Source organism: Mesorhizobium sp. AA22 (genome assembly GCF_001672375.2).
Lineage (GTDB): Bacteria > Pseudomonadota > Alphaproteobacteria > Rhizobiales > Rhizobiaceae > Mesorhizobium > Mesorhizobium wenxiniae.
Window position 1 is genome coordinate 4085942 of the sequence record NZ_CP048406.1, and the last position, 23662, is coordinate 4109603.

A 23662-nucleotide genomic window follows, 5' to 3' on the forward strand; every position below is an offset into this window, starting at 1 on the left:
CTGCCTCGATGGCCAGTTTGGGTCAATTGCAGCGCCTGCGCCTTACAACTTGACCGGCGCCTCGGCCTGAACCTCGGACGTCGACACCACGCGGCAATTCTCCGGCACCGGCTCCGACTTGCAGATGGTCGGACCGGTAAATTCATCGACCGATTCTAGCCCGGTCGTCAGCCCGACTTTCACCATCATCTCGGGTTCGAGCTGCCGGTGGCGCGAGGCCGGCACCGACCGCATCGCCACCAGCAGACCGGGTCCGACCGCCATCTCTTTGAGATAGGTCTTGACCCGCTGCTCCAACCCCATCGAATGCACGGTCAACTGCGCACGAGGACCGACAAGGCGTCTGACACCGCCGGCGAGCATGATCGGACAGGCCGCGCCACACTCGCCGCTCGCATCGATCGTGAGCCCGAGATAGACGCCATCTTCGGCGGTGCAATCCGCCTTGTCCGGCTCGCATCCAATGAAGTCCGTCCGTGCAACCGCCACGTCGAGCTTGCGTTCTCGGATCAGCCTTCCGGCAGCCACAGCGCCGAGCACGTCACCTCCCGGCGAGTTGATCACCACGGGCAGTCGCCGATCACCGATCGTGTCCAGCAGTTGGCGCAGCCGTTCCGGCGTTTGAGCGCTAATCGTGCCTTCCGCCGAGATCCATTCGGGACAGTTGGGATCGCAGAGAAAACTTCTGCCGCGAACCAGAACGAAGCGCATATCTCCAATATCGGCCCGCCGCACGGTTTCGGGTTCCGCCGACGCGGCGGGAGCGGGCTTGGCGTATGCCACCACGTCGCCGGCCGGCGCCGGTATTTCCCTGCAGTTCGCAGCCACCGGATCTGTTTTGCATAGAGTTGGCGCGGTCAGCAGGTCGACGGCATCCAGGCTGGTAACCAGCTTCGCCTGCAACATGTCGTAAGGGGCCAGTTGCTGGATGCTGCTGGCCGGCGTCTCCTTCATCGCTTCTAGCACACCAAGGCCGACGCCCATTTCCCTGAGATAAGCCGCCAGCCTTTTCTCCACCGCCTTGCTCATCTCATAGGTCTTGTAGCTGCCGGCGTTCTTGCGGCTGATGACCTTTTTGTTGACGATCTTCTTCTTGCCTCTCACCACGCGGTAGGTGGTTCGGTACTGCAATTTCGTCCGGATGTAGGTTGTGGTGATCTGATGGACGCCGAGATGGGCCCATTGACCGACCACGCGCCTGATGCCGCCCGCAAGCATCAGCGGACAAGCGGAATTGCAGATCGCGCCGTCGGCATAGGCATTGCCGAAATAGCGAGCGCCCTTGCCGTCCTTTTCCTTGCACGCCTTGGCGTCGGGCTGGCAACCGGTGAGCCCGGTTTTGCCGACCGCAATATCGAGCTTGTTCTTGCGGATCAGCCGGCCAAGCGCCAGCGCGGCTTCGACATTGCCGCCGGGAGAATCCACGACAACGGGCAGTTTTCGGCCACCGAGCACCTTGAGCGTGCGTTTGAAAAGCGCCGGCGTGCCGGCTTCTATCGAGCCTTCAGCCGATATCCATTCCGGGCAGGTCGGCTCGCAACCAGGCGCGCTGCTGCGGACGACGACGAACCGCATCGTCGGGCCAAGATCCGGGGCGGATTCTTTTGTATTCGCCGCGAAGGCAGCGTGTTCCATGCCAAGGAACGACGCCAGGCAGATCACCCCAAGCATCCACCATGTCTGGCCATTCAGACGGTGCCATAGAACCATTCGGGCAAGCCCCCGCAATGCAAGCTATCCTAACGCACGACCCCCAAAAACGGAACCGATTTTCGCTCGCGATCATGCGCAATATCAACGTGCTACAGCGTCCTTCGCGCGCACGAACAACGCCCGGCGCTGTGATTGAGCTTTGACGGCTCGCAACAGGGTTTGCGATGGCGCCGCAGGCACTCGGCTGTGCTAAAAAAAAGCAAAAAGGGCAGCCCGAGGACTGCCCTTTCGCGATCGACCTGATCGGCAATGCCGGCGTCGATTACTCTTTGATGGTGACGACGATGCCGGCACCGACGGTGCGGCCGCCTTCACGGATGGCGAAGCGCAGCTTCTCTTCCATGGCGATCGGCACGATCAGCTCGACATCGACGGTGATGTTGTCGCCAGGCATCACCATCTCGGTGCCTTCCGGCAGCGACACGATGCCGGTCACGTCGGTCGTGCGGAAATAGAACTGCGGACGGTAGTTGGTGAAGAACGGCGTGTGACGGCCACCCTCGTCCTTGGTCAGGATGTAGGCTTCGGCGACGAACTTCTTGTGCGGCTTGACCGTGCCGGGCTTGGCCAGAACCTGGCCGCGCTCGACACCTTCGCGGTCGACGCCGCGCAGTAGCGCGCCGATATTGTCGCCGGCCTGGCCCTGGTCGAGCAGCTTGCGGAACATCTCGACGCCGGTGCAGGTCGTCTTGGTGGTCGGACGGATGCCGATGATCTCCAGCTCCTCGCCGACCTTGACCACGCCGCGCTCGACACGGCCGGTCACCACCGTGCCGCGGCCCGAGATCGAGAACACGTCCTCGATCGGCATCAGGAACGGCTTGTCCAGCGGACGAACCGGCGTCGGGATGTAGTCGTCGACCGCAGCCATCAATTCGCGGATCGAATCCTCGCCGATCTTCTTGTCGGAATCTTCCAAAGCGGCAAGTGCCGAACCCTTGACGATCGGAATGTCGTCGCCGGGGAACTCGTTCTTGGTCAGCAGCTCACGCACCTCGAGCTCGACCAGCTCGAGCAGCTCGGCGTCGTCGACCTGGTCGACCTTGTTCAAGAACACCACGATCGACGGCACGCCGACCTGACGGGCCAGCAGGATGTGCTCGCGGGTCTGCGGCATCGGGCCGTCGGCGGCCGACACAACCAGGATCGCGCCGTCCATCTGCGCGGCACCGGTGATCATGTTCTTCACATAGTCGGCGTGGCCGGGGCAGTCGACATGGGCGTAGTGGCGGTTGGCCGTCTCGTATTCGACATGCGCCGTCGAGATGGTGATGCCGCGCGCCTTCTCCTCGGGCGCCGCATCGATCTGGTCGTAGCGCTTGTATTCGCCAAAATACTTGGTGATCGCCGCCGTCAGCGACGTCTTGCCATGATCGACATGGCCAATCGTGCCGATGTTCACATGAGGCTTTGTACGCTCGAATTTACCTTTTGCCATAGTCTCTTTCCTTGGACGGCCTGGACCTTCAGTTCAGTCGAATGCGGGGCGCTTAGCGACAACGGCCGAAAAACACAAGTGCCTTGTGGCCGGGGGCTTTCTCACCCGGTCTGAACCCATGATCCGGTTTTCGGGGATGTGGCGCGGATATAGGAACGAACAAGAAGGAATGGAATGGCCGAAGATAGGTTCCGCGGGTACCGGCATTCAGCGGGTGGACATCGCCGCTCCCGCCTGTCCGCTTGCCGGATTTACAGCCGCATCTGGCCCATTGCCGGTGTGACGCCGGTCTGATTTCCTGATCCGATGCATTTCATTCCGATCGCCATCCGCGGCCCGCTGTTCATGATCCTCTCGACCGGGTCCTATGTCGCCAACGACACCATGTTGAAGCTCGCCACGGTGGGGCTGCCACCCTATCAGGTGTTGTTTCTGCGCGGGACGGCGGCAACGCTGTGGGGCATCCCGTTGCTGCTTTCGCTAGGTTACGCCAAGCAGATTCCGCTGATCCTCGACAGGAGAGTGTTACAGAGAAACCTGCTCGAGCTGGCGGCAATCCTTTGCTACGTCGTGGCGCTCGCCAACATGCAGATCGCCGATTCGACCGCCTTGGGGCAGATCACTCCCCTGCTCATGCTGATTGGCTCCTCTATCCTGTTTCACGAACGGATCGGCGGGCTGCGCATGGCGCTGATCGGGTTCGGCTTCATCGGCGCGGTGATGGTGGCGCAGCCGACCATGCAGGGCATCTCGGTCTACGCCTTGCTGGCGCTCGGCAATGCGGCATTCGCCGCCGCGCGCGATCTCGCCGGGCGGCGGGTCGCCGCCAACGTGCCTGGAATGATCGTCGCAATTTCCGCGGTGGTGGTGGTGCTGGTCGGCTCAGGCGCTGCGCATCTGATGTCGGAGCGTTGGGTGATGCCCGAGACGCATCATTTGCTGCTGATGGCCGGGGCCGGCTTGTTCCTGATCTTCGGCCACTTCTTCATCTTCATGGCCTATCGCGTCGGGCCGACCGGCGTGGTGGCGCCGTTCTATTACTGCTTCACCGTCTGGGCGGTCATTTCGGGTCTGGTGGTGTTCCAGCAATTGCCGAACGCGCTGGCGATCGGCGGCATCCTGCTGGTGGTGGCCAGCGGGCTGACCATCGTGTCGCTCGACGAGCGCAGGCGCCGTCTGACCGTGGTGGCCTAGGCCTCGGAACTGCACCAGGAACGGTCGGCTGAGTGGAGAAACCCGTGACAAGCCAAGAGAATGAAAGCAGCCTGAACGTAAGCAACCAGAATGCCAGCAACCGCATACTTGCCGGAAAATGCCTGTGCGGCGCCGTGCAATACGCGGTGGCCGACGACTTCATCTACGCCGCCAACTGCCACTGCTCGAACTGCCGGCGCACCACCGGTTCAGCATTCAAGCCGTTTGCCGGCATCCAGCGTGAGAGACTGAACCTGACAAAAGGCGAGGACAACCTCCTGACCTTTGGCGACGAGGCCGGCCATGACAGGCACTGCAAGACCTGCGGCTCATTGCTCTATTCGGTCGTCCGCGACGGCGCCTTCGTGCACGTCGCCATGGGAACCCTCGTCGACGAGCCGACCATCCGTCCGACGCAGCACATTTTTGTCGGCTCCAAGGCGAAGTGGTTCACAATCACCGATGACCTGCCCCAATATGGAGAGCATGTCGCCGAAGGTGCTGAATAAGAACCTGGCGATGTGGCTGCCGTCAGGCAGGCTCCCGAAGCGACAGCTCTGCCTGGCTTCTAATTTCTAAAGAGCCCGGTTCCCGGTGAACTGGTGATAGGCCCACAGAACGACCACCGATCCCAGCACGGCGACGATCAGGCTGTAGATGTTGAGGCCGGTAACGCCTGACGCGCCGAAGGCGCTGAAGATCAGGCCGCCGACAACAGCGCCGACAATCCCGAGTACGATATCAAGAACAAGGCCCTGCCCGCTCTTGTTGACGATCTTGCTGCCTATAAAGCCGGCGATGGCGCCAAGGATGATCCAGCTTAATATTGACATTTTCCTCTCCATTCCCCGCAACCGATTACTTCCAGATTATTAAGCGAAGCTCAAGACAACTTGAATTTCATGATTACAGAAAGCTCAACCAGCTTGAAATTCGGCCGGATGCGTCGTTGTGGAGATGCAACGGCAGGCCAACGGCCCGGGCAATGCGCTGGACCCACAGATCATTCGCGAGATCGCGCAAAGGACAGGGCTGAACGAGCAGGACTTGCTCAAGCAACTATCCGCGGCTTTGCCGGGCCCGTCGTCGATCAGTTGCGCGGAACGGACAGGTGCCGCAACAGCATCAGATCGCTTCCGCGTTCAACAGCCAGCGAGTTGGAGCCCTGCGCGTCCACCGGGCGCGCAATGCTCTAGCACCTTGAGTTCTGGCACTTTGATCTTGCGTGTGGAAATCTGGAGCGGGTAGCGGGAATCGAACCCGCATATTCAGCTTGGAAGGCTGCTGCTCTACCACTGAGCTATACCCGCGCATTTCGACCGAAAACCGCTATGCACTTTTCGGTCCGATGCTTTGCGTTTCAGGGCTTCCGGGCCGGCAGTGGTGGAGAGGGTTGGATTTGAACCAACGTAGGCATAGCCAACGGATTTACAGTCCGTCCCCTTTAACCACTCGGGCACCTCTCCAGTCTGCCGCCGGAGCCATGCAACGAGGCATCGACGCGTCGCGACCGCGTGAGCAGCCCTTCGCGAAGCGCCTTATGGCGGCAGCGCCCAAAACTGTCAACCGTAACGTCCCGGCAAAACGCGTTGAATTTCCGGACGGCCCGCCGAGCAGTGTATCCGGCTGTATCCTAAGACAGACGACACGGCTATAGAACCGGCCATGAGCAACGACAACAAGCCCAAGACCCCGAAAGACACCCACTACGCCAAGCTGCGCCGTGCGCACCGCGACGAGAAGAGCGGCGGCGCGCCGGCGTTCAGGCCGCGCCAGCCGGTGCCGCCAGGAGAGACACCAGCGGACGGCCTGGTGCGGCTTTACGGCCTGCACACGGTACGCGCAGCCCTCGACAATCCGCAGCGGCGGATCAAGAAGATGCTGGTGACGCGCAACGCCGCCGAGCGGCTGGCGATCGCCGACCTCGCCGCCCTGCCCTTTGAGACAAAGATGGTCGAGCCGAGAGACATCGACAAGGTCACCGGCTCCGATGCCGTGCATCAGGGCGTGCTGATCGAGGCCGAGCCGCTAAAACCCAAGCGCCTCGATGCGCTCGGCGATACGACGCTGGTGCTGGTCCTCGACCAGGTCACCGATCCGCACAATGTCGGCGCGATCCTGCGCTCGGCGGTCGCCTTCGGCGCCGGCGCGCTGATCACCACGGCGCGCCACAGCCCGCATGAATCCGGCGTGCTGGCAAAATCGGCCTCCGGCGCGCTGGAGCATATCGACCAGATCGAGGTGAAAAACCTCGCCGACGCGCTCGGCCAGTTGCACGAGGCCGGGTTCCAGACCATCGGCCTCGATTCGGACGGACCGGCGGAACTCGAAAAGAGTTTTTCGGGAGAAAAGATCGCGCTGGTGCTGGGCGCCGAGGGCAAAGGCCTGCGCCAGAAGACCCGCGAAACGGTGACGACGCTCGCCCGCCTCGACATGCCCGGCGCCATCCGCTCGCTCAACGTGTCGAACGCCGCGGCGGTGAGCCTTTATGCAGCGAGGAAATTTCTAGGGCAGTAGGGGAATAGGGCAGTAAGGGAGTAGGGAAGTGCAGTTTGTCGGATGCCGTGAATTTTGACCTCCCCCTACTGCCCTACTCCCCTAGCCCATGTCCCGCCATCCGCTCCAGCGCCCTGACTAGCGCAGAGTGATCCTCCTTGGCGCCGCCATTGGCCGCGCAGGAGTTGAACAATTGCTGCGTCGTCGAGGTGTTGGGCAGCGAAACGCCGAGCGCTTTGGCCCCTTCCAGCGCCAGGTTAAGATCCTTCTGGTGCAGTTCGATGCGAAACCCCGGCGAAAAGCTGCGCTTGATCATGCGCTCGCCATGCACTTCGAGGATGCGCGAGGCGGCGAGCCCGCCCATCAGCGCCTGACGCACCTTCGCCGGGTCGGCCCCTGCTTTCGATGAAAAAACAAGCGCTTCGGCGACCGCTTCAATGGTCAACGCAACGACGATCTGGTTGGCGACCTTGGTGATCTGGCCGACGCCATTGGGGCCGACCAGCGTGATGTTCTTGCCCATCTTTTCGAACACCGGCCTGGCGCGTTCGAAGGCCTTTTCCTCGCCGCCGACCATGATGGTCAGCGACGCGGCCTTGGCGCCGATCTCGCCGCCCGACACCGGCGCATCGAGATAGTCGCAACCGAGATCGTTGATCTTTTTTGCGAAAGCCTTGGTCTCGATCGGCGAGATCGAGCTCATGTCGATGACCAGCTTGCCATTAGTGAGGCCGGACGTGACGCCGTTCTCCCCGAACAGCACTTCGGCCACCTGCGGGGTGTCAGGCACCATGGTGATGATGATGTCGGCGGCCTGGGCCACGGCGTGGTGGCCGGAGACGGTCTTCAGGCCCTTGGCGACGAGATCGGCCTGCGGCTTCGAGCGGTGGTCGCTGGCGACGACCTGATAGCCGGCGCCCAACAGATGCCCCGCCATCGGCGCCCCCATGATGCCGAGGCCGATGAAGCCGATGGTTTCCATTGTTGTTCTCCGTTTCAATAATCCCCGGCCTGCCCTACGCCGCCGCACTGCCCTGCCCTGCAAATTTCCTGAACCAGCCCAGTCCGGCTTCCGTCCCGCCCTTCGGCTTGTATTCCGCGCCGACCCAGCCGGAATAGCCGATGCGGTCGATGTGGTTGTACAGAAAAGGAAAATTGATCTCGCCCGTCCCCGGCTCATGACGGCCGGGATTGTCCGCAAGTTGGATATGCGCAATGCGGTCGAGGTTTGCCTCGATGGTGCGGGCGAGATCCCCCTCCATGATCTGCATGTGGTAGATGTCGTATTGCAGGAACAGGTTCTTCGAGCCGACGCGGTCGATGAGCGCCAGAGCCTGATCCGAATAGTTCAGGAAGAAGCCGGCAATATCGAGCGTGTTGATCGGCTCGATCAACAGCCTGATGCCGGCCTGCTCCAGCTTCTCCGCCGCGAACGCCAGGTTTTCGACGAAGACGTCTTCCAGCACAATCCGGTCGACGCCCTGCGGCGCAATGCCGGCGAGGCAGTTAACCTGTTCGCAGCCCAGCGCATGCGCATAGGTGATCGCCTTGGCGACGCCTTGCCGGAACTCGGGAACGCGATCCGGCAACACGGCGATGCCGCGCTCGCCATTGCCCCAATCGCCGGCTGGCAGGTTGAACAGCACCTGCGTCAGGCCGTTCTTCTTCAACCTCGCCGCAACCACCTCGGGCGCATGGTCGTAAGGCCCGATATATTCGACACCCCTAAAGCCGGCGTGGGCGGCGGCTTCGAAGCGGTCGAGAAACTCGTGCTCGCCAAAGAGCATCGAAAGATTGGCTGAAAAACGCGGCATTTTTTCTCCGTAGAGTCTAATCAAGCATGACGATCGCCGTGGGGGCATCCTCGTGGCTCTCGGCAAGCTCCTCGAATTCGGTGATCTTGTCGATTTCGGTGCCCATCGAAATGTTGGTGACGCGTTCGAGGATAAATTCGAGCACGACGGGAACCTGGTGCTCCTTCATCAGGCGCTGCGCCTGCTTGAAGGCGCCGGCGAATTCCTCCGGCCTGCGCACCCGGACCGCCTTGCAGCCCATCGCCTCGGCGACGGCGACATGGTCGACGCCGTAGCCAGCTTCAGGGTCGTCCTTCCGGTTGACGTTCTCGAAGCCGAGGCTGACCTCGAAATCCATCGAAAAGCCGCGCTGCGCCTGACGGATCAGGCCAAGATAGGCATTGTTCACCACGACGTGGATATAGGGCAATCTGTGCTGCGCGCCGGCCGCCAGCTCCTCGATCATGAACTGGAAATCATAGTCGCCGGACAGCGCCACTATATTGCGGTGCGGATCGGCGGCGCGAACGCCGAGGGCTGCCGGCAGCGTCCAGCCGAGCGGGCCGGCCTGGCCGCAATTGATCCAGTTGCGCGGCTTGTAGACATGCAGGAACTGCGCGCCGGCGATCTGCGAAAGCCCGATCGTGGTGACATAGGTGGTGTCGCGGCCAAACGCTTTGTTCATCTCCTCATAGACGCGCTGCGGTTTCAGCGGTACCTGGTCGAAATGCGTCTTGCGCTTCATCGTCTTCTTGCGGACATGGCATTCCCTGGCCCAGCCCGACCAGTCGCGCAATTTTCCCGCGGTCTTATATTCGGTGGCGACGTCGAGCAGCATTTTGAGCGCCGCACCGGCATCCGACACGACACCGAGGTCCGGCGCGAACACACGGCCGATCTGGGTCGGCTCGATGTCGACATGGATAAATTTCTTGCCCCTGGTGTAGACGTCGACCGAGCCGGTGTGGCGGTTGGCCCAGCGGTTGCCGATGCCGAAGACGAAATCGGCTTCGAGCATCGTCGCATTGCCGTAGCGGTGCGATGTCTGCAGCCCGCACATGCCGGCCATCAGCCGGTGGTCGTCGGGGATGGCGCCCCAGCCCATGAGCGTCGGAATGACGGGCACGCCGGTGACTTCGGCGAACTCGATCAGCAAATCCGAAGCATCGGCGTTGATAATGCCGCCGCCGGCGACGATGACAGGCTTTTCCGCCGCGTTTAGCATCGCCAAGGCTTTCTCGGCCTGGCCGCGCGACATCGCCGGCTTGAACGGCACCAGTGGCTCATAGGCGTCGATGTCGAACTCGATCTCGGCCAGTTGCACGTCTACCGGCAGATCGACCAGGACCGGACCGGGCCGCGACGAGCGCATCAAGTGGAACGCCTTCTGCAGCGCCATCGGCACCAGATAGGGTTCCATGACGGTGACCGCCCATTTGGCGACAGGCGCGGCGATGGCGACGATGTCGACGGCCTGGAAATCCTCCTTGTTGAGACGCGCGCGCGGCGCCTGGCCGGTGATACAGAGGATCGGGATAGAATCGGCCGCGGCCGAATAGAGCCCGGTGATCATGTCTGTACCGGCCGGACCCGAAGTGCCGACGCACAGGCCGATATTGCCTGATTTAGCGCGGGTATAGCCTTCGGCCATGTGCGAGGCCGCCTCGACATGGCGCGCCAGGATGTGGCGGATGGTGCCCCTCGCCTTCAGCGCCGAATAAAACGGGTTGATCGCCGCGCCCGGCACCCCGAAGGCGCAGGAGATGCCTTCCTTTTCGAGAACGAGAACCGCTGCGTCGACCGCGCGCATCCTTGCCATGTCCGCCTCCACGGAATTGTTGATGGCCGAGAATGCCAGTGCGCCGACTATTTTTCGATTTTTTCAAAATATTTTTTCATTTCTAAGAAGCGACGGCTAGCGGTTGATTTCATTGAGTTACCCGTTTTCTATAGGTTCCGCTTGGCAGCTCCGTGAAAAACTTTTTCATTGCGTAATCGACGCGAAATCGGCAAGAATGTCGCAATGGAAACCACCGAAAAACGCCAGCGCGGACGTCCGCGTGCCTTCCATGGTCCGTCCGACGCCGCTTCGGTGCAGTCGCTCGACCGGGCGCTGCGCATTCTGGCCATCGTTGCCGAAGGCAGCGGGCTGTCGCTGAGCGAGATCGCCGCGCAGAGCGACCTTGCCGCATCCACCTCCTACCGCATGCTGACGACGCTGGAAAACCACGGCATGGTCGAGTTCGACAGCACCGACCAGCTGTGGTCCATCGGCGTTGGGACTTATCGCATGGGTGCGGCGTTCCTGCGCCGCCGCAAGCTGGTCGATCGCGCCCGTATCGTCATGCAGGATCTGATGGAGAAGACCGGCGAGACCGCCAATCTCGGCGTCGCCGAGGACGATTGCGTGGTCTTCGTTAGCCAGGTCGAGACGCATCAGGCGATCCGCGCCTTCTTCCGGCCGGGCACGCGCAGTTGCTTCCATGCGTCGGGCATCGGCAAGGCGGTGCTGGCGCATCTCGAGCCGGAACGCGTCGGCGCCATCCTGCGCCGGGCCGGGTTGGAGCGCTTCACCGAAAACACGCTGTCCGACATCTCGGCGCTGGCCCGCGATCTGGTGACGATCAAGCTGCGCGGCTGGTCGGTCGACGACGAGGAGCGGCACCCCGGCATGCGCTGCGTGGCCGCCGCCATCTTCAACGAGTTCGGCGAGCCGATCGGCGGCGTATCGGTTTCGGGACCGACGGTGCGGGTGACGCCGGAGCGGCTGGCCGAGATCGGCCCGCTGGTGCGTGAAGCCGCCGCCGACATCACCAGGATCATCGGCGGCCTGCCGAATCCGTCAGCGCTAGGCGCTGGCAACGGACCGGGGTCACTCTTCAATACAGGCAGTGTGCGTTCGCCTTGACAGCCGCCCAGCAACGGCCAAGTTTGCGTCCACCCTTAGCAAGCCGACGCCCGAAAGACGCATGACCCTCCAGTCCGTCAAAGCCTTCTTCGCCGAACATGCCCCAGACGTCGAGGTGATCGAAACGCCGACAAGCTCGGCGACTGTCTCGCTGGCGGCCGAAACGCATGGCGTCGAGCCGGGGCAGATCGCCAAGACCATCTGCCTGCGCGTCGGCGATCGGGTGATGCTGGTCGTTGCCCGCGGCGACGCGCGCATCGACAACCGTAAATCGCGCGATGCATTCGGCGGCAAGCCGCGCATGCTCGATGCCGACCAGGTGGCCGATATCACCGGCCATCCCGTTGGCGGCGTCTGCCCCTTCGGCCTCGCCTCGCCGCTGCCGGTCTATTGCGACGTATCGCTGCGCGTCTACGACCAGGTCGTGCCGGCGGCCGGCGCAATCAATGCGGCGGTGAAAATAGGCGTCGAGCGCATGGCAGCGCTGACCGGCGCCGAATGGTGCGACATCTGTCAGGATGGCCAGGGCTAAGCTTGCACCTAGGCAAGTGGTGGATTTGCCGCGCTATCGGGTTGGCGGCCCAACGCGTGATTAACGCCAGCGAGAAAGCCAGGAGGATGTCGACGGTGGTGACCGTGGCCGCTACGGAAAACCTTCCGATCAGTTCCCTTGTCAGGGTCGTGCTGTCCACGTCTTCCTCCCCTCCAGATTCCCAAACCTGATTCAAAGCTGTCTCTAAGAGGGCCGCTGGCGCGAGGCGATTCAACCGATGCGGAATGGCGGATCATCGAGCCGTTCCGCAAATCACGTCCCTCTCCCGAAATCGACGATTTCTAAGCGTAATAAGCAATCGTCATTGACTACCAAGGCGGATGTGCTTCATCTGCGGATCATCCATTGGATCAGTGAGAGATATTGTGCCCAGAGCGATCTTATCCGCGTTCGTTTTGTTCTGGCTGTTACCTGAACTGCCTGCGGCTTCGGAACTCGAAAAGCCGTCGAACATGCCTCCCACACAGCATGTCTTTGAGCGGTTATTGCCAAGTTCCGCGCTCCACGTTGGAATGCACGTGGACGAGCTGGAGGAGGCTATCAGATCCCGCTATTCCGATTGGGAGCGTTCTGAAAGAAAAAGACCGCTCAACAATCGCAAGGGAATATCGCTCTCACCGGAGGCTCAGTCTGCATACTTGCAAACTATCTCCATATCCCACGAAGACGAAGCTCAGAAACTGACCTTCAAATATAACTTCGTCTTGACCTCACCGCTCACTGGCAGTCGTATCTATTCGATAGTCTACAGGGTCGAGGCAGATACGTCCGCCCTAATATCAGTTGGTGATTGGGCCAATGCATTGCATTCCAGATGGGGCAACGAACATGGTGGGATACGATCAGATGCCCGCGCACGCGCAACATATTTCTTTGATGCGGAATGGCGCTTGATTGAAGATGCTGGAAACAAATGCGCCCCGATATACCCGGCATTTTATCGCCTAGACGAAAAAACCATCGATGAAGTAACTGCGGTGTCAAAAGTTCTGGACGCAACAGGATGCGCCTTCAGTCGAGACAGTGCGTTAGCGATCAAGGAAGGCGCAGCCGTTCAATCGATCTTCTACACGGTCGACTTCAGGCTTCAGGTAAATGACGTTTTGAAGCGAGTAGCATTTGGACTTCAGTAAGGTCGAACGGACTTTGTCAACAGCCCTAAGCTGTTGGGAATTTTCCAAATTCCTCGGTGGAACCGGTTGCCGGCGCTGAGTTCAAACTTGCAACCTAGACAGACAAAGGGCAGTGGGGTGCCCCTTTCTAGTCTTCTGACCCATTCCCCTCCTCTCCTCTCAAAGCCGGCAGCGGTGACGGTAGCCGTCGTAGCCGACATAGGTGTCCGAGTACGGATCGTAACTCTGATAGCGGTTGAGGCAGCGCCGGACGTGCCATGAGCCGCCGTTCTCGTCGATGTAGACGGTGCGCGGCTGGGCGAGCGCGCTGCCGAGCAGGAAGCCGCCGACGCCGGCGGCGATGCCGATGCTAGGTGCTTGTTGTGATGGTGCTTGTGATGGGCGGCTGAAGGCTGAACGGTGCCGGCCAGCATGGCGACGACAGTGGTGGCGATGAGGCCGGAAACGATGGTGCGCTTGAACATGATGATCTCCTTACTGCGTTGCGAGAGGCGATCCATCCGCCTCTTGACGATCAGTCGTTGCAGCAAGGGAAAAGGTTCGACGGTTCTTTGGATTTTTCGAAAGCGCAAAAGCGGCCAGTCTGAACATTGCAATGAGGCGCGCAATTACGACCGGCGAAGAGCGCCGGTCGATAGTCCGCCGGCGGAGGGCCTCAGCCCATGCCGGTGATATGGCGCAGCCAGAAGGCGAGCGCGATGAAGCCGATGATGGTGGTGATTCCGGTCCAGTCGACATTGGCGCTCTTCACTTGCTTGATGAGCTTCACCAGGAGAATCCAGGCCACGACGACCACCAGGGCAATGACGACAAGTCTGATCATGCGACACCCTCGCCTATGCGATTGCACCTTCGACCAATATAGGAATCGAATTGGCCGTTTTCAGGATGCCCGCGGCGGAAGCACGGCGCGCACTCACGGGCAAAACAGAGTTTTGTCTTTACTGGCGCAACAAATATGCTAACCGGAGCGCCGTGCCCTTGTAGCTCAGCTGGTAGAGCAGCGGTTTTGTAAACCGAAGGTCGGCGGTTCGATTCCGTCCGGGGGCACCAGCAAAAACCAAATAATCAAATACTTCATGGAAAGAGCGCGGCCACATGGGCGGCTTTTCATGTTGCAACACGTTACATTGAAAACCGCTGATTTGCGGGCTTTTCAACGTGTTGCTGTCTATTCCATGCAACACGGATGCAACGCGAGCCACGAAAAAGCCCGCCGAAGCGGGGTCTCCGGTCTTTGTGCTGGGGCGTCGGGTCAGTTGCCTTTGGCGCTGACATGCATCCTAATGCGTCGGACCTGCTCGGCCGAATCGTGCGTAGGTGGTCCACTAGTCGACGATGCCAAGACCGGAGAGAAGACCGTAGGCAGCAAGGATGCTGAGGGACACCCTCTTGAACGACACGACAAGGCCGAGGAGTGTAGGCAGCGGGCACAAGCTTAACGGCCGTTCCCGAACCCGCCTCGCGCCGGATGCGCCACTTGCGGATCGGGAAGGTGACAGGGCCGCCGAGGAACTCGAGGTAGCCTCGCAGGAATACCCGCAGTCGGTAGCCGACGATGCCCGGGACCTCGCTCCAGTGTCCGGACAGCCAGCGGAGGCCGTAGATGCCGTAGCCCGCCATCAGGAACAGAAGCAATCCGATCCAGGCCAACCCGAGCCAGCTGTACGCAGCGGTCGAAATCGGGTTCTCCGCACCGGCGACCCACAGCCACAGGCGTAGGCGAAAACGCCAAGGTTTTGACGCAACTCGTTATCGCGCGTGCCATGATGCGCGCCGCACGGCCCCTCTAATGGTGAAAACCTACCGCTTAGTACCCGACCGGGAGGGCTGCTCTGGGTAACAAGCGGAAATCCAGCCCCAATGCATCGAACAGCGCTTTGCGCACCGAATCGGCCGTTCGCGTCCAGTGATGTATCGCGGCTCCAGGCCGCCCGGTTCAACGCGAGATGGTATGCTCGTCATATTATCGGCAAGGGAGGTTCGGCATGCCTGTAACCGTTGGTGCGCACCATCTTGCGTTGTTCACGCAAGATATGGACCGTTTCATTCGCTTCTATGAAGAAGTCTTCGACGCGGATACGAAGTTCGATCTGTCCGAGCCCGGTCCCGGTGGCGGCACTCTCCGTCATTCACTTATCGACGTTGGAGGGGGCTTTGCCCTTCATCCGTTCCAAATGCCGGAACCAACGGGGTATGAAAATGGGTCGATGCAGATGGGCAAGAGAGGTCACATAGACCATCTCGCGCTGAAGGTAGACGATGAAGAGCGCTTGCAGGAAGTCAGGCGACGTCTAGTGAAAGCCGGCGCTTCGGATGGGACCATTACAGATTTCGGCGCTATCCGTCTGGTGACCTTCAAGGACCCGGATGGAATGGAGGGCGAGGTGGCACGGTGGACCGATAGCAAACGCGTGCTCGGCTTTGAAGAACGCAAGCGGGAGCTTTGGCCAGACTGATCGCGAAGGTCCGCATCGGGCTGATTCTGCCTCACAGCTGTTCTCCAGTCATCGACTGCAACGGGTCGGTTTTCGCCATTCATTGTGGGTACCAAGCGTCAGGCTTTCACCACTAGCGCTTGCTCAAAAGCAAAGGTTGGGTTCCCCTAGATCGGCCTATTTTCCGTAAGCGAACTCCCGAGCGCCGTTGACAGGATGGCACTGAAACTCGGACTTTTTTGAAGCGCGAACAAACGTAACGACCACAGTTCCATCGACCCAGCACCTCCCGCCGCCAACGGTATGCGGTCTTGGCACGACCATATACCAAATGGAGACCGTCAATTCTGCCACTGGCGGGATGATCGGCCGTTCTCAGGGTGCCGGAAAACGTTCCATTGCAGTTCACTGACGGGTCGCGAACAAAGGCCGTGCAAACTGTATAGTCAACCGGAGCTTGTATCGTCCCCCAGTGTTGATTTCCTTCGTCTCGGCGTGGCCCCACGATGGCATCTATCCCTTCGACAATCGCAGTCCCTCCTCCGGGGTAACCAAAATATGTGGAGGATGGTCCCTGTTGCTCACCGATGGCGAGTCCAGTGCTGCCTTCGAGGGAACGATCCGGTCCGCCCTGAGTTAGTAATTTATGACGAACACCATGGAACCCCACGAAAGCGCGATGGCCAATGCCAGAGAACGCATCAACCGGACCGAACTCGCGCTTGCACGCTCAGAAGAAATGCTGGCCGAGAACATCGCGCTGTGCAGCAGGCTCAGCGCGCAACGGCGTCTGGTCGAGGCCGCACACCGCTTACTGACGATCGATCCGCCCAGCACTGACGGTGGGCTGAAGGCCTAGCAGCGGGGGCCTGCCCGTCCTCATTCCTCACGGCAGTCCTGGAGCGAGGCGCAAGTCTTCCTCTCCACGCGCCGGCCGCTTCATCCTTTTGCCTTCTGCCACGCCTTCCAATCCTCGCGCAGATCGGAGTCGTCGGCTATCGCCTCGACCTTGTTCCGAGCAGCCCGCACGTCACGCAACGCCCGGTCAAGCTGCTTCGCCATGGCCAGGATTGTTCGTGTCGGAATGTCGAGATCGGACCCTGTCATGAATTCATAGCTGAGTTGCTGGATTTCTGACCGTGGCTGCTCGTCCGTCTGCGCGCGTTCATGATACTTGAGACCGGCTGGCAGCTCATAGCGCGGCAACGGATGCTTGTCGGTAAAGCCCTTGATCGTCGCGGTCAGCTTGGCCACTTCGGAATGCAAAAGTCTCATGTCGCGCCCGGCCTTGGTCAGGTGGCTTTTCACGCTCTCAACGGTGTTCTGACCGTTTGTCATCGGGTGATTCTCTGGTTCACTCAATTATACCACATGGGGCTATTCCTCGCGGATGGTGCGCAAGGTTGCATGGCGTAGTTTGTTCTCGCGTTTGAGGGTTTTGGCCCGGCCGACAAGGCCCGGCTCGGTGCATTCGGCCTCGACCTTGTCGGCACCCTTTGGTGGTGTGCCTTTGCCGGCTTGAACGCGCTGGTACAGGCGTTCGCGCACATATGATTGGCCCCAAGGCGGGCATCTACCGGTAACTATCTCGGTCCTTGGCCTTCTCCGCCTGGCAACTAACCTTACTCAGAACAGCCTTACGGTAAGCGCCATTAAACACGCGGACAGCCCGCTCGAATTTAGCGGGAGGCGCCAAGTGTTTATCTAGCCCTCGTTCAAAAGGAGGGGGACAGCCATCACGGCTTTTCCAGATTCGCTTGGTCTCAGCGCCGGGCACCTTTTCAATGTGCCATAGATGTTACCTGAAATTTTTGCAGCCCGATGCAATTTGCCATCTGCCATACGTGCCAAGTAATTGATGTTTTGCTCTAGCTGCCCGGCCGAAGCAGTCGATATTGTGAAGCAGATTCCTGCGATGACCGTTACCAAAATGCGGCTCAAACGTTTCCCCTCTTCTTGCAGCCAACTCGCCCTACTAATCACCCGCTATCATAGCTTAGCCCGAGGCTCGAAAGGTCGCCCGCCGGCGTCAGCGGGTATTGCCACTAAAGCTCAGTTGCGGCCCTCAAACCGGACGAACAATTCTTTGGTGGACAAGCTCAATCCTCTTCCCTGAAATCCTGTAGAGAGGCATGTCGCAGGTCTTCCTCTCCACGCAAGTGCTTTACACGCCCGATCAGCCCCGGTTTGACCCATTGCGTCGCCGGCCGCTTCATCCCCTTCGGCGGCGGCCCGGCGCGTTCCCTAACGCGCTTCCACAGCCGGTCCTTCAGCGAAGACGTTCATTACGCAGCGCGCCAAGTTTGTCCCTGTTTTGGTATGCCAGATGACCAGCATCGCCAATGCGAGATTAGCCATAATTGTTTTCCCTGTGTCGCTGCAGGAGAATCGTTCTTATCTGGAAAAGTTCGTCGCTATCAGAGGGCTAAACAAAGTCGCTGGGCGATAAGCGCGCTCGCTGATCTGCACAAGTTCCCTGGAACCTCGCGGGCACGGACCCGTTTTGCTCCCTGACCGACGGGAAGGAGCAAACCATGACAAACAAAGACCCCGACATTCGTGAGACCCACGACCTTATCGCCAGCGACATGGTCGTCGGCACCAACGTCTACGACATCCAGGGAAATCACATCGGACAAGTCGAAAGGCTGATCCTTGAGAAGAGAGGCGGCAGGGTATCCTATGCCGTTCTCAGTTTCGGTGGATTTCTTGGAATTGGCGACGACTACTATCCGCTGCCGTGGCGGAAGCTCGATTATGACGAGAGCCTTGGAGGCTTCCGTATCGACATCACGAAGGAGCAAGTCGAAGGCGCTCCGCGCTATGCTCGCGACCAGGATTTCGACTGGGATGCCGAGAGTGGCCGCCGCGTTTACGACTACTATGGAATCCGGCCGTATTGGATCTAGGCCACGCTGTAGCAGGCCGATGGACTAGCGGACCGGCTGATCAGCTCGACTCCATGGGATCGAGCCGGCGCACGATTATATGGGCCGAGGCCGTACGGGTACTCGTTGAGACCAAATTGCTTCATTGCCAACAAACGACACGGGTAGACGTACCACCATCCGGCCATAGCTGGTCCGTGCGGCGGATTGATTTCAGGCAGTTGAGAGTGAGGCTCTCGTCAATTTACAAACCTCGGCGAGTAGGTATAAGGCGGTCCGCAAAGACTGGGTGAACCACCCCAGAACGGCCACCAAACCAGCCCGCAATCGCGCCAAGGACAAGGGAAACGAATGCCACAAGCGCGCCGGTCGATACGACCGAAGCAGCGGCATCTGCAGCTTCCGCCGCTTTTTGCTGCGCCTGCTCGACGGCTTGGCGATATTGCTGTTCCATCTGCGTCACCTGTTGCGTGGCTTCTTCGAGCGGAATGCCGCGCGCCGTCGCCAGTGCTTGTGCCGCGTTTTGACGCGCCTCGGCCGCATCCGCCTCGCTGCCCAGGACGAGCGCACGCATTCCGTTAATGGCCGCATTGTTAAGCGCTTCCGGATTTGTTCCGGTCGCGCGCACCTGGGCTTCAATCGCTTGGAGAGGATTGGCCTCGGCGACAATCGGTGCCGCGGTCTGCGCTACAGACTCACCCAAGCCGCCAACGGCACTTGCGATGCCACTGAAAGCGCCTCCAACAATCATGCCGACGGTGCTGGTGAGAAAGTATAAGACCAGCAAGGTTGTGAGTGCCCATGTTGTCAGGCCATGAAACGCGCCCGTGGTCGGGAGTGTCTTGCCCGACATCCGAGCAGCGATGTAGCCGCCGACGAACGCAGCAACAATGCCGGACAGGACGTACCAGATTCCGGCTACAATCGAAAAGGTCGATGCCTCCGGATTGTCCCCGGTCCCGGGATCGAGTGTGGCGATGCCGATACCCGCACCCAGCATGGTCAGCAGGACTTGCGTTACGAGCGCGACGACCACTCCCGCGAAAATGGCGCCCCAACTGACTTTGTTCAGCAAGATCGTGTGAGCGTCGTCACTGGCGGTCGAGTAAGCCAAATTTTCTTCCTGGCCGGAGTTGGAAATTGCGTCGCTCATCATTCTCATCCCTGAATTCGCAGCGAGTTCCTAAAGAACGAGCGCTGCAGTGTTGCCTACACCGTTCCGGGCCCAGTAGAGTCCGTCCTCGCTCTTAACGGCAGCGAATAGGCAATGTTCCTTACGGATTGCGATTAAGGTCGGAGGCAGCCGGAACGCAGCGAATGGGCGGTGGTAACGGCGGGTGGGGCTTTAGCTGGGAGCCACTCGCCAAAACCCTGAAGTTTCGGACTTTCCCAGCCCAAAGCTTCCGCCCCTTGAGCTGGGGCGCATCGCGTGCGCCGCGTAGCCGATGAATGAGCGTTTCGGCTGGCCGCTGTCTACCCCAGCGGAGAAGAGCCCGCGCGTCCTGGCGAGCGCTTGTGCAAGCGCTGCGAGGTTCTATCGCAAGACCCTCGGAGACCAGGCTGTGCCTAGGCCGACCATCGATTTCGAAGCTGGCTTCGCAGCCGTCGCAAAGGCTGCAGCGCTAGGGGAGGACTTCGATCCCTTCGGTAATGAGACGAACTTCGTCCTTGGCGGAATGCTCTTCGAGGATGTTGGTGTTACCGCCTATGCCGGCGCGGCGACAGTGTTGAAGAACAAGGATTTCCTCGCCGCCGCCGCTGGAATACTGGCCGTTGAGGCTTACCACATGGGAATGGCGCGATCGACGCTCTACCGAAAGGGCGAACAGGCCTGGAAAGCCGCCAACGCGGTCTCCGACGCGCGTGACAAGATCGACGGATCGGACGACAAGGACCAAGGCATCCAGATAGACGGCAAGGCAAACATCGTTCCTTCGACACCGGATGCGATAGCCTTCACCCGAACACCGCAAGAGGTGTTGCGCATCGTGTATCTCACCGATCAGGAAGGTGCGAGCAAGGGTGGCTTTTACCCCAATGGAATGAACGGCAAGATAAAAAGTACCTGAATGGACTGGGCTGTCCGAGTGGCCAAAGCCTGACATCGACGATCGCTACGACCTTGCCGATGCCGTCATAATCTGTGCCGATGGAACATCGCTGGCCAGCGATCTCGGAGGGACTAATAGAGGACGCGACGACGGGATGCCCGGTCGCGTATGATTTTCCTTGCGTTAAATACCACGGGCTGGGCGAGATTTGAGTGGCGTCGCGGCGGAAGCCTTATACCAGTTTAGCGTCCTAAAGGGAGTTTCGACGCCGAAAACAGTTCTTCCTCGTCCGTGATTCCGGCTTGGTAGTTTGCGATGATGCGGGACGCGATCGCTTCACGTCGCTGCGGGGATTGACCCTCGATCGTCAACCTCTCGAAGACGCGGCCGAGCAAGGCCACTTCGGACGAGCTGAAGACGCCGGCTTCTTTAGCTTTTCGATGAATCGGCATGCAACTCTCCCTCCTGCATCCCTTGTGCAGCTAATCCAAATTGGAAACTCAATCAAAGAAAAACACGCGGGATGGCGCGCGCGATCAAGAGCGGCGATCCACTCGTCTTAGACGCGTGGTGATGCATACAGAAACAGACTCCGAAAATGGCATTGCATACCAGCGGAGCGCGCCTTACGCGCCTTGGTGCAGCAAGCCGTATAGGATCGTTGACAACGTCCGGCGTTAGGATTGTCACCGCCGAGTCGCAACGGGATCGAGCAGAGAGGTCAGTGGACGTGGTCCAACCTCAGCGGCGGCCAGGATGCCGCAGCTGTTGCGACTGAGCCATGCAACCGTAGAACATAAGCTGAAAACGCAAAAGCCCGCTGCCAAAGATGCGCCCGCTGGGTCACGCTCGAATAACGCGAGCGGAACAGAGCATCGAATGGTCGCAGGAACAGGCCCGTTTCAGCGTTGCAGGATCCATATGGATCGTTGTCGGCCGGCTTGGTCGAAGGCTAGAAGATCTTCTGGTCGACCTTCAGCCCGGCACGGAGAACGGCGAAGGGCTCAACGCCATCGACGTGCAGGAGGCGGAAGCGGCCCGTCAGACAAGACAATGAACCGGCAGCGGCTGGAGGCGGATTGCCAGAGATCCGAGGCTATGGCGGAACTTCCCGGGTCATGCCCACGCCGCTGTAGAGGCTATGCATCAACCAGTTGCGACCGAGGCTGATCATGGCCGCCCTAGGCCTGGTACACGGTCCGCTTGGTGAGAACTCCCTACATCTTTGCGTTGACATGCAGCGCTTGTTCGCACCGGGCGGGCCATGGGCCGTGCCGTGGGCGCAGAGGGTGCTGCCGGCCATCGAGGAGCTGGTGGACAGACATCCGGAGCGAACACTGTTCACCCGCTTCATTCCCGCCGCCCGACCCGGCGAAGGACCGGGCATGTGGGCGCGGTATTATCGGCGTTGGGCCGAGGTCACCCTTGCCAACATCGATGCTGGCCTCGTCGAGTTGATGCCATCTTTGGCGCGGTTCGTGCCGCCGGCGAAAGTTCTCGATAAGCATGTCTACTCTCCGTGGACCGAAGGTCGGCTCAACGCGATGCTCACGGGGTCGGGAATCGACACGCTGGTCATCACCGGTGGCGAGACCGATGTCTGCATCCTGGCCACGGTCCTCGGCGCCATTGACCATGGCTTTCGAACTGTTCTCGTCACGGACGCCATCTGCAGCTCAGCCGATCAGACCCACGATGCGCTGATGGAACTTTATCGCTCGCGCTTCAGCGAGCAGGTCGAGGCGGTGAGGATCGAAGAGGTTCTGGAGAACTGGCGCTAGTCGAAGACTCGAGAAGACACGATCATGAGAACCATTTTTCGGGACAACGGGCTTACAATCGTCTTGGTGGCGATGTTCCTGTTCAGCATCGTCGGCATGATCTGGTCGGGCCGTTCTGCCTACAATCAAGACCTTCGTGAGCATGGCTTGGCAGCGATCGGCTTCTTGGCTTATTTGAAAAGCGGCAACTTCCTCTCGGCGCTCTTCGAAAACTGGGAAAGCGAATTCCTGCAGATGTCGGCCTATGTCATGCTAACAGCGATGCTGTTTCAGCGCGGCTCGGCCGAGTCGCGTGATCCCGATGATCCCGACCGGCCCAAGGACGAACTTCCGACCGCTACTGGCAGGCGCAATCTGATCCTGTGGTGGCTCTATTCCTACTCGCTTGGCATAGCGCTGGCCCTGCTGTTCATCATCTCCTTTGGCTTGCACTGGTGGGCGAGCCTGACTGCTGCGAACGAGGAAGCGCTGCTGCACGGCGGCAAGGTTCAATCGATAGGAAGCTATCTTCTCGACGCCCAGCTATGGTTCGAGTCGTTTCAGAACTGGCAGTCGGAGTTCCTGTCGACCGCGGTCCTGGTCGTGCTGTCGATTTTCCTGCGCCACAAGGGCTCCCCGGAATCGAAGCCTGCTGGCGCGTCAAACTCCGAAACCGGCGCATAAGTCTCCGCGTGCACCCAACGATCGCTATGCGTCGGCAATCAGGCGGTACCGAAAACGGTTGCGAATGTGGTTGTTAAAGAAGCGGCCTTTTACGTTACGAAGGCGTTTCGGAAGGCCGCATAGGTCTCTGGCGGAACAGCCTCGTAGTCGTAACGTTTGCCGCTCGTCACGAACCACACCGAGAACCTTGCTCTGCGGATCGTACTCCGTTTGCGGATTGAGGTTGATGGCATGATTTCGGCGCTCTATACGAGCGCCAACGGCATGTAGCGGATGCTCACCGTGTCCTGCCGGAACGGCCGTTCGAGCTCGGCGCGCCGTCTGCGCCAGTCCGGGTAAGTCGATCTCCTCCACCATCACTTCGAAGATGACGATATCATCTTTGCTGGCTACTCGCCATCCTGCCACTGACCTTCCGCGGGCGCCTGCAGGTAGGCCGTAACGCCTTCGAAACAGCTGGCCAGGTCTTCCTTCACACGGTCGAAATCCTCCCGCCCAAACGGCCGGCCGATGTTGTCCGCGCTGGGAAGCAGGATGTGGACGAGGTGATTGGCGACCGCTCGATGAAAAGCGGTCAACGATTGCAAAGACACCGCGTTCCTTTGCTTGGCGG

The 23662-nt window shown here is 60.2% G+C and carries 26 protein-coding genes, 3 tRNA genes and 1 pseudogene; 13 read left to right on the plus strand and 17 right to left on the minus strand.

Annotation, left to right across the window (positions count from 1 at the left end):
- Positions 1 to 42: 42 nt before the first annotated feature.
- Both A9K68_RS19720 and tuf read right to left on the minus strand, forming a co-directional pair.
- A complete protein-coding gene (locus A9K68_RS19720) occupies positions 43 to 1671 on the minus strand; it encodes a hypothetical protein (protein ID WP_246811194.1) in 1629 nt (542 codons plus the stop codon).
- Between the two features lie 304 nt (positions 1672 to 1975).
- Entirely contained in the window at positions 1976 to 3151 is a 1176-nt protein-coding gene (gene tuf, locus A9K68_RS19725) for an elongation factor Tu (protein ID WP_029352152.1), read from the minus strand.
- 306 nt (positions 3152 to 3457) lie between these two features.
- Between tuf and A9K68_RS19730 the strand changes: the two genes are divergently transcribed.
- A complete protein-coding gene (locus tag A9K68_RS19730; protein ID WP_065008270.1) occupies positions 3458 to 4345 on the plus strand; it encodes a DMT family transporter in 888 nt (295 codons plus the stop codon).
- A gap of 44 nt (positions 4346 to 4389) precedes the next feature.
- Entirely contained in the window at positions 4390 to 4854 is a 465-nt protein-coding gene (locus A9K68_RS19735; protein ID WP_246811195.1) for a GFA family protein, read from the plus strand.
- 66 nt (positions 4855 to 4920) lie between these two features.
- Here the strand turns inward: A9K68_RS19735 and A9K68_RS19740 are convergent, their stop codons facing one another.
- The 3 genes from A9K68_RS19740 to A9K68_RS19750 form a co-directional block, all read right to left on the minus strand.
- Positions 4921 to 5178: a GlsB/YeaQ/YmgE family stress response membrane protein gene (locus A9K68_RS19740; protein ID WP_065008269.1), complete on the minus strand. Its 258-nt coding sequence runs from the start codon at positions 5176 to 5178 to the stop codon at positions 4921 to 4923.
- Between the two features lie 403 nt (positions 5179 to 5581).
- Positions 5582 to 5655: transfer RNA gene (locus tag A9K68_RS19745), tRNA-Gly, on the minus strand.
- A gap of 71 nt (positions 5656 to 5726) precedes the next feature.
- Positions 5727 to 5811, minus strand: a tRNA-Tyr gene (locus A9K68_RS19750).
- A 199-nt stretch (positions 5812 to 6010) separates the two neighbouring features.
- On the opposite strand from A9K68_RS19750, the gene A9K68_RS19755 reads away from it, so the two are divergent.
- Positions 6011 to 6862 (plus strand): RNA methyltransferase, encoded by an 852-nt coding sequence (locus tag A9K68_RS19755; RefSeq protein WP_065008268.1) that lies wholly within the window; start codon positions 6011 to 6013, stop codon positions 6860 to 6862.
- Positions 6863 to 6935: 73 nt separating this feature from the next.
- On the opposite strand, the gene A9K68_RS19760 is transcribed toward A9K68_RS19755, so the two are convergent.
- From A9K68_RS19760 to gcl, 3 genes are read right to left on the minus strand one after another with little or no spacing between them, the layout of a single operon-like run.
- The gene (locus A9K68_RS19760; protein WP_065008267.1) at positions 6936 to 7823 is read right to left on the minus strand and encodes a 2-hydroxy-3-oxopropionate reductase; all 888 of its coding nucleotides are present in this window, start codon (positions 7821 to 7823) and stop codon (positions 6936 to 6938) included.
- A 34-nt stretch (positions 7824 to 7857) separates the two neighbouring features.
- Positions 7858 to 8655, minus strand: a complete 798-nt coding sequence (gene hyi / locus A9K68_RS19765) for a hydroxypyruvate isomerase (RefSeq protein WP_065008266.1) — start codon at positions 8653 to 8655, stop codon at positions 7858 to 7860.
- 16 nt (positions 8656 to 8671) lie between these two features.
- Positions 8672 to 10453: a glyoxylate carboligase gene (gcl, locus tag A9K68_RS19770; protein WP_065008265.1), complete on the minus strand. Its 1782-nt coding sequence runs from the start codon at positions 10451 to 10453 to the stop codon at positions 8672 to 8674.
- A 204-nt stretch (positions 10454 to 10657) separates the two neighbouring features.
- Between gcl and bhcR the strand changes: the two genes are divergently transcribed.
- Both bhcR and A9K68_RS19780 read left to right on the plus strand, forming a co-directional pair.
- On the plus strand, positions 10658 to 11542 hold the full coding sequence (gene bhcR / locus A9K68_RS19775; protein WP_065008264.1) for an HTH-type transcriptional regulator BhcR: 885 nt from the start codon (positions 10658 to 10660) through the stop codon (positions 11540 to 11542).
- Positions 11543 to 11603: 61 nt separating this feature from the next.
- Positions 11604 to 12074 carry a YbaK/EbsC family protein gene (locus A9K68_RS19780; protein WP_065008263.1) on the plus strand — a complete coding sequence of 157 codons (471 nt, stop codon included), beginning with the start codon at positions 11604 to 11606 and terminating at the stop codon, positions 12072 to 12074.
- A 322-nt stretch (positions 12075 to 12396) separates the two neighbouring features.
- On the opposite strand, the gene A9K68_RS31360 is transcribed toward A9K68_RS19780, so the two are convergent.
- Positions 12397 to 12549, minus strand: a complete 153-nt coding sequence (locus A9K68_RS31360; protein ID WP_156768319.1) for a hypothetical protein — start codon at positions 12547 to 12549, stop codon at positions 12397 to 12399.
- Positions 12550 to 12613: 64 nt separating this feature from the next.
- On the opposite strand from A9K68_RS31360, the gene A9K68_RS19785 reads away from it, so the two are divergent.
- Positions 12614 to 13228 (plus strand): hypothetical protein, encoded by a 615-nt coding sequence (locus A9K68_RS19785; RefSeq protein WP_156768318.1) that lies wholly within the window; start codon positions 12614 to 12616, stop codon positions 13226 to 13228.
- A 159-nt stretch (positions 13229 to 13387) separates the two neighbouring features.
- On the opposite strand, the gene A9K68_RS32490 is transcribed toward A9K68_RS19785, so the two are convergent.
- The gene (locus tag A9K68_RS32490) at positions 13388 to 13576 is read right to left on the minus strand and encodes a BA14K family protein (RefSeq protein ID WP_348640727.1); all 189 of its coding nucleotides are present in this window, start codon (positions 13574 to 13576) and stop codon (positions 13388 to 13390) included.
- Positions 13577 to 13883: 307 nt separating this feature from the next.
- Positions 13884 to 14051, minus strand: a complete 168-nt coding sequence (locus A9K68_RS31365) for a hypothetical protein (RefSeq protein ID WP_082982369.1) — start codon at positions 14049 to 14051, stop codon at positions 13884 to 13886.
- A 154-nt stretch (positions 14052 to 14205) separates the two neighbouring features.
- Here A9K68_RS31365 and A9K68_RS19795 point away from each other — a divergent pair.
- The 3 genes from A9K68_RS19795 to A9K68_RS19805 all read left to right on the plus strand — a co-directional run bounded on the left by A9K68_RS19795 (position 14206) and on the right by A9K68_RS19805 (position 16525).
- Positions 14206 to 14281 (plus strand) — tRNA-Thr (locus A9K68_RS19795).
- Between the two features lie 935 nt (positions 14282 to 15216).
- Positions 15217 to 15687, plus strand: a complete 471-nt coding sequence (locus tag A9K68_RS19800) for a VOC family protein (RefSeq protein ID WP_246811196.1) — start codon at positions 15217 to 15219, stop codon at positions 15685 to 15687.
- 625 nt (positions 15688 to 16312) lie between these two features.
- A complete protein-coding gene (locus tag A9K68_RS19805; protein WP_246811197.1) occupies positions 16313 to 16525 on the plus strand; it encodes a hypothetical protein in 213 nt (70 codons plus the stop codon).
- Positions 16526 to 16605: 80 nt separating this feature from the next.
- On the opposite strand, the gene A9K68_RS19810 is transcribed toward A9K68_RS19805, so the two are convergent.
- Positions 16606 to 17004 (minus strand): hypothetical protein, encoded by a 399-nt coding sequence (locus tag A9K68_RS19810; RefSeq protein ID WP_065008260.1) that lies wholly within the window; start codon positions 17002 to 17004, stop codon positions 16606 to 16608.
- Between the two features lie 39 nt (positions 17005 to 17043).
- Entirely contained in the window at positions 17044 to 17214 is a 171-nt protein-coding gene (locus tag A9K68_RS19815; RefSeq protein WP_156768317.1) for a hypothetical protein, read from the minus strand.
- A gap of 986 nt (positions 17215 to 18200) precedes the next feature.
- Here A9K68_RS19815 and A9K68_RS19820 point away from each other — a divergent pair.
- Positions 18201 to 18575, plus strand: coding sequence for a PRC-barrel domain-containing protein (locus A9K68_RS19820; protein ID WP_065008259.1), 375 nt, complete (start codon positions 18201 to 18203; stop codon positions 18573 to 18575).
- Positions 18576 to 18798: 223 nt separating this feature from the next.
- Here the strand turns inward: A9K68_RS19820 and A9K68_RS19825 are convergent, their stop codons facing one another.
- Positions 18799 to 19707: a PhnA-like protein gene (locus A9K68_RS19825; protein ID WP_065008313.1), complete on the minus strand. Its 909-nt coding sequence runs from the start codon at positions 19705 to 19707 to the stop codon at positions 18799 to 18801.
- A 376-nt stretch (positions 19708 to 20083) separates the two neighbouring features.
- Between A9K68_RS19825 and A9K68_RS19830 the strand changes: the two are divergent.
- Positions 20084 to 20623 (plus strand): annotated as a pseudogene (locus A9K68_RS19830) (ferritin-like domain-containing protein); the annotation flags it as partial.
- Positions 20624 to 20847: 224 nt separating this feature from the next.
- Here A9K68_RS19830 and A9K68_RS19835 read toward each other — a convergent pair.
- Positions 20848 to 21057: a hypothetical protein gene (locus A9K68_RS19835; RefSeq protein WP_065008258.1), complete on the minus strand. Its 210-nt coding sequence runs from the start codon at positions 21055 to 21057 to the stop codon at positions 20848 to 20850.
- Positions 21058 to 21840: 783 nt separating this feature from the next.
- Between A9K68_RS19835 and A9K68_RS19840 the strand changes: the two genes are divergently transcribed.
- Both A9K68_RS19840 and A9K68_RS19845 read left to right on the plus strand, forming a co-directional pair.
- A complete protein-coding gene (locus tag A9K68_RS19840) occupies positions 21841 to 22386 on the plus strand; it encodes an isochorismatase family cysteine hydrolase (RefSeq protein ID WP_065008256.1) in 546 nt (181 codons plus the stop codon).
- A gap of 24 nt (positions 22387 to 22410) precedes the next feature.
- Positions 22411 to 23049 (plus strand): DUF6766 family protein, encoded by a 639-nt coding sequence (locus A9K68_RS19845; RefSeq protein ID WP_065008255.1) that lies wholly within the window; start codon positions 22411 to 22413, stop codon positions 23047 to 23049.
- Positions 23050 to 23073: 24 nt separating this feature from the next.
- Here A9K68_RS19845 and A9K68_RS32495 read toward each other — a convergent pair whose 3' ends face one another.
- Complete coding sequence (locus tag A9K68_RS32495; RefSeq protein ID WP_348640688.1) at positions 23074 to 23457, minus strand: hypothetical protein; 384 nt, start codon at positions 23455 to 23457, stop codon at positions 23074 to 23076.
- Positions 23439 to 23627 carry a hypothetical protein gene (locus A9K68_RS31805; protein WP_246811199.1) on the minus strand — a complete coding sequence of 63 codons (189 nt, stop codon included), beginning with the start codon at positions 23625 to 23627 and terminating at the stop codon, positions 23439 to 23441. Before A9K68_RS31805 ends, A9K68_RS32495 begins: the two co-directional genes overlap by 19 nt.
- Positions 23628 to 23662: the final 35 nt, after the last annotated feature.

Coding starts and splice junctions, on each gene's coding strand:
- A9K68_RS19720 (WP_246811194.1), bottom strand. CDS start 1,671: ATGCTTGGGGTGATCTGCCTGGCGTCGTTCCTTGGCATGGAACACGCT.
- tuf (WP_029352152.1), bottom strand. CDS start 3,151: ATGGCAAAAGGTAAATTCGAGCGTACAAAGCCTCATGTGAACATCGGC.
- A9K68_RS19730 (WP_065008270.1), top strand. CDS start 3,458: ATGCATTTCATTCCGATCGCCATCCGCGGCCCGCTGTTCATGATCCTC.
- A9K68_RS19740 (WP_065008269.1), bottom strand. CDS start 5,178: ATGTCAATATTAAGCTGGATCATCCTTGGCGCCATCGCCGGCTTTATA.
- A9K68_RS19755 (WP_065008268.1), top strand. CDS start 6,011: ATGAGCAACGACAACAAGCCCAAGACCCCGAAAGACACCCACTACGCC.
- A9K68_RS19760 (WP_065008267.1), bottom strand. CDS start 7,823: ATGGAAACCATCGGCTTCATCGGCCTCGGCATCATGGGGGCGCCGATG.
- hyi (WP_065008266.1), bottom strand. CDS start 8,655: ATGCCGCGTTTTTCAGCCAATCTTTCGATGCTCTTTGGCGAGCACGAG.
- gcl (WP_065008265.1), bottom strand. CDS start 10,453: ATGGCAAGGATGCGCGCGGTCGACGCAGCGGTTCTCGTTCTCGAAAAG.
- bhcR (WP_065008264.1), top strand. CDS start 10,658: ATGGAAACCACCGAAAAACGCCAGCGCGGACGTCCGCGTGCCTTCCAT.
- A9K68_RS19780 (WP_065008263.1), top strand. CDS start 11,604: ATGACCCTCCAGTCCGTCAAAGCCTTCTTCGCCGAACATGCCCCAGAC.
- A9K68_RS31360 (WP_156768319.1), bottom strand. CDS start 12,549: ATGTTCGACGGCTTTTCGAGTTCCGAAGCCGCAGGCAGTTCAGGTAAC.
- A9K68_RS31365 (WP_082982369.1), bottom strand. CDS start 14,051: ATGATCAGACTTGTCGTCATTGCCCTGGTGGTCGTCGTGGCCTGGATT.
- A9K68_RS19800 (WP_246811196.1), top strand. CDS start 15,217: ATGCCTGTAACCGTTGGTGCGCACCATCTTGCGTTGTTCACGCAAGAT.
- A9K68_RS19805 (WP_246811197.1), top strand. CDS start 16,313: ATGACGAACACCATGGAACCCCACGAAAGCGCGATGGCCAATGCCAGA.
- A9K68_RS19810 (WP_065008260.1), bottom strand. CDS start 17,004: ATGACAAACGGTCAGAACACCGTTGAGAGCGTGAAAAGCCACCTGACC.
- A9K68_RS19820 (WP_065008259.1), top strand. CDS start 18,201: ATGACAAACAAAGACCCCGACATTCGTGAGACCCACGACCTTATCGCC.
- A9K68_RS19825 (WP_065008313.1), bottom strand. CDS start 19,707: ATGAGCGACGCAATTTCCAACTCCGGCCAGGAAGAAAATTTGGCTTAC.
- A9K68_RS19835 (WP_065008258.1), bottom strand. CDS start 21,057: ATGCCGATTCATCGAAAAGCTAAAGAAGCCGGCGTCTTCAGCTCGTCC.
- A9K68_RS19840 (WP_065008256.1), top strand. CDS start 21,841: ATGCAGCGCTTGTTCGCACCGGGCGGGCCATGGGCCGTGCCGTGGGCG.
- A9K68_RS19845 (WP_065008255.1), top strand. CDS start 22,411: ATGAGAACCATTTTTCGGGACAACGGGCTTACAATCGTCTTGGTGGCG.